This is a genomic window from Paracoccus sp. (in: a-proteobacteria) (genome assembly GCF_030536915.1).
Classification (GTDB): Bacteria; Pseudomonadota; Alphaproteobacteria; order Rhodobacterales; family Rhodobacteraceae; genus Paracoccus.
Window position 1 is genome coordinate 1 of record NZ_JAUNPC010000018.1, and the last position, 3,675, is coordinate 3,675.

Consider the following 3,675-nt stretch of genomic DNA (forward strand, 5'->3'; position numbering starts at 1 on the left):
GTCGTCATGTGGCGGATGTCCTTGGCCGAATAGATGGACAGCGTGCCCCGCACCCGGTCGGCCGAGCACGAACAGCCGAACTCGACCCGCTGGGGATCGAAGACGCGCGGCGTTTCCTCGTGGAACAGGCGCACCAGCAGGTCGGTCGGCGCGACGGACGGCCCGATCAGCTCGATCGGCTCGACCGTGGACAGCAGGTGGTTGGCGCGGTTCCAGTCCTCGGACTGGGCGCCCTGCAGGATGTCGGCGGCCTCGATCAGCCCATGCTCGCCCGAGCCGCCCTTGCCCGCGTCCATCGGCTGGGCCGGCAGGGTCTGCAGCATGACGCCGCCCGCGCGCCAGCGTTCCGCATCCCCCGCCATCCGGCTTTGCCCGTAGGACAGGGTGAAGCTGGTCGGGATCTGTTCGGACTGGGCGAAATAGGTGCCCGCGCAGGCGGACAGCGAACTGCCCGCCAAAGGGGTGATCCCTTGGTAGGGAAGGTTCCCCGCGCCTTGGTCGATCAGGATGGCGAAATAGCCCTCGCCCACCTGCTCAAAGGCGGGCCGGTCGTCCAGCCGGTCCTCGTCGAAGCTGGCCCAGGCCCGGATACGGGCGGGGCCGCCATCCGAGGACGGCGCATAATAGTCGGCGGCGATGGTGCGGACGGCGCCGTTGCCGCGCACCTGGATCGACAGTTTCCAGCGCAGCTTGATCGTCGGGCCGATCAGCGCGGTCAGCAGCGCGACCTCGGCCACCAGCGCCGCCACAGGGGCGGGATAGTCGTGGCGCGACAGGATATGTTCCAGCACGCCGTCCAGGCGGGCCACGCGGCCACGGACGCCTGAACGGTCAAGCTGGAAGGGCAGAACGGTATCGTCCCAGGCAATCTGGTTGATGGTGGTCATGGGAGCCTTTCGGAAATCTGCGCGCCTTGGATCGCGGCGCGGCGTCGCCTGCCGATATAGGCAGGCGCACACCGCATCCCAAGGTCAGGCCCAGCCGGCCATGTTCTCGGCGATCACCCCGGTCAGGACGGCGATATGGGCGTCGTCGTCGTTCAGGCAGGGGATGTAGGTGAAGCCCTTGCCGCCCGCATGCTCGAAGGCCTCGCGGATCTCGCCGTTGATCTCCTCCAGCGTCTCGATGCAGTCGGCGCTGAAGGCCGGAGAGATCACCGCGATGTCGGTGATGCCGCGCTTCGCCAGGTCCGCCACATGCTCGACCGTGTAGGGCCGCAGCCATTCCTCGGAGCCGAAGACCGACTGGAAGGTGGTGTCGATGGACTCCTCGGGCCAGCCCAGACGTTCCCGCAGCAGGCGCGAGGTCTTCTGGCACTGACAGTGATAGGGGTCGCCTTCCAGCAGGTAGCGCCTGGGCATCCCGTGATAGGACGCCACCAGCTTCTGCGGGCGCCGACCCTGCAGGGTGCGTTCGACCGACTGCGCCAGCGCGTCGATATAGTCGGGGCGGTCGAAATAGGGCGGGCAGATGCGGGCCGAGGGCTGCCATTTCTGCACCATCAGCGCGCGGAAGAACTGGTCGTTCGCCGAGGCCCAGGTCGAGCCCGCATATTGCGGATACATCGGCAGGAAGACGATCCGGTCGCAGCCCGCCTTGACCATCCGGTCCACGACCGACTGGGTCGAGGGATTGCCGTAGCGCATGCAGAAATCGACGATCACGCGGTCGCCCCAGCGGTCCGCGCAGGTCTGGCGCAGCTTGGCGAGCTTGGCCTTGGTGATCGTCAGCAGCGGGCTTTCGTTGGCCTCGTTGTTCCAGATCGAGCGGTAGTTCGCGCCCGAGGTGAAGGGCCGCTTGCTGAGGATGATCCCCTGCAGCAGCGGCTGCCATTTCCATTTCGGATAGTCGATCACCCGCTGGTCCGACAGGAACTCGCTGAGATAGCGGCGCATCGACCAGTAGTCGTGGCCGTCGGGGGTGCCGAGGTTGGCGACGAGGATGCCGATCTTCGGCTGCGGCAGCGCCGGGTGGTCGGCGGGGGCATGGCGCGGCTGGCTCGGGTCTTGCGGGCGGGCGTGCTGGTTCATGGGGTCCTCTGGCTCAGCGCCGCGGCAAGGCTCGTTCGGGCCGAGCCGGGGCGCAGGGGTTTCGGCTGGTTGTCGGCGGGCGCCCATCCGGTCAGGAAGATCAGGTCCAGGTTCAGCCGGATGCGGCCGGGGTCCTGGGGGTCGGGGGCGGTCCCGGAAAGGATTTCCGCGGCACGCAGCAGGACGGCGCGGCGGGTGGGGTGGCGCAGGCGGCGGTCGAGCGCATTGCCCTCGCCCATCGCGCGCAGGTCGCGGGCGAGATGCAGGAAGTCGCGGTAGCTGACCTTCTGGCTGATCTGGTCGGCCACCGGCAGCGCCAGCCCTGCCCGCGTCACCAGTGCGCCAAGGTCGCGGATTTCCCCGAAGGGTGCCACTCGGGGGGAAAGGCCGCCCGTCACCTCGACCTCGGCCTGCGCCAGCGCGGCGCGCAGCGGGGCAAGCGTTTCTCCGCCCGGCAGGACGGCGATGAACAGACCGTCGGGGATCAGGGCACGCGCAGACTGGATCAGCTGTCCCACCGGATCGTCGGCCCAGTGCAGCGCCAGCGCATGGATCACGAGGTCGTGCTGGCCGAGCCGAAGGTCCAGCACCGGCTCGTCGGCCACGACACGGGCCGCAGGCATGGCGGAGGTCCAGAAAGCGGGATTTCCGGTCACCACGGCCGGCGCCGTAAACCTCCTGTTAATCTCTGAAAGCCTATCTTCGATCTCGTCCTGGACCAGCGCGTGCAGCCAGTCCTCGCGCCCGATGCGAGCCGCGCGGGCGCGGTTGCGCGAAAGCGCAGGGCGGTCGGTCAGGCGCGGCGGGCCGTCGGGATCGGAGGGAGAAGCGGACATGGGACTGCAACTTAGGTCGTTCGGCTCGGTGATGAAAGCGGGGCGGGCGATTCTGTTTCCGCCGCAATGCCTCGATTGCGGCGCGGGCGTGGCCGGGGACGGGGCGCTGTGTCCCGCCTGCTGGTGCGAGGCCGAGTTCATCGGCGCCTGCCATTGCGAGCGTTGCGGCCTTCCCCTGCCCGGCGACGGCGAAGAGGCGGGGCTTGCCTGCGACGAATGCCTGGTCCGGACCCGGCCGTGGGACAGGGGCCGCGCGGCGCTGGTTTATGCGGGCAGCGGGCGCAGGCTGGTGCTGGCGCTGAAGCACGGGGACCGGCCCGATCTGGCGCCCCCCTTGGGGCAGTGGCTGGCCGCGGCAGCGGGACGCTTGGTGCAGCCGGACATGGTGGTGGTGCCGGTGCCGCTGCACCCGCGCCGGATGATGGCGCGGAAATACAACCAGGCGGCGCTGCTGGGGACGGCGGTGGCCCGCGCCCATGGGCTGCGGCTTGAGGCTGCGGCACTGCGCCGCACCCGGCACACGCCGATGCAGGACCACGGCTCGGTCGCCGACCGCTTCGCCAATGTGGAAGGCGCGGTCGAGGTCGCGGCGCGGATACGGGCAAGGCTGGAAGGACGGCCGGTGCTGCTGGTCGACGACGTGATGGCCTCGGGCGCGACGCTGGGCGCGGCGGCCTCGGCGCTGGCGGCAGCAGGCACGGGGCCGGTGTCGGTCGCGGTTCTGGCGCGGGCGGTCAAGACGGCAGCGACCCTGCGGGCGGCATGACAAGGGCCATGGCCGCTGCGGACCGGAAGGCCACGCTCCGCCA

General features: G+C 69.7%; 4 protein-coding genes. 1 reads left to right on the forward strand and 3 read right to left on the reverse strand.

The window, feature by feature from the left end:
* The 3 genes from Q4F04_RS04965 to Q4F04_RS04975 all read right to left on the reverse strand — a co-directional run.
* The coding region (locus Q4F04_RS04965; RefSeq protein WP_303368728.1) for an Hsp33 family molecular chaperone HslO at positions 1-887 on the reverse strand (887 nt) is incomplete at its 3' end.
* A gap of 84 nt (positions 888-971) precedes the next feature.
* Positions 972-2,030 (reverse strand): ferrochelatase, encoded by a 1,059-nt coding sequence (hemH, locus tag Q4F04_RS04970; protein WP_303368729.1) that lies wholly within the window; start codon positions 2,028-2,030, stop codon positions 972-974.
* Complete coding sequence (locus tag Q4F04_RS04975) at positions 2,027-2,866, reverse strand: SAM-dependent methyltransferase (RefSeq protein WP_303368730.1); 840 nt, start codon at positions 2,864-2,866, stop codon at positions 2,027-2,029. The genes hemH and Q4F04_RS04975 overlap by 4 nt, the downstream gene beginning before the upstream one ends.
* Here Q4F04_RS04975 and Q4F04_RS04980 point away from each other — a divergent pair.
* Entirely contained in the window at positions 2,865-3,632 is a 768-nt protein-coding gene (locus Q4F04_RS04980) for a double zinc ribbon domain-containing protein (protein WP_303368731.1), read from the forward strand. The two genes, Q4F04_RS04975 and Q4F04_RS04980, sit on opposite strands and share 2 nt — an antisense overlap.
* Positions 3,633-3,675: the final 43 nt, after the last annotated feature.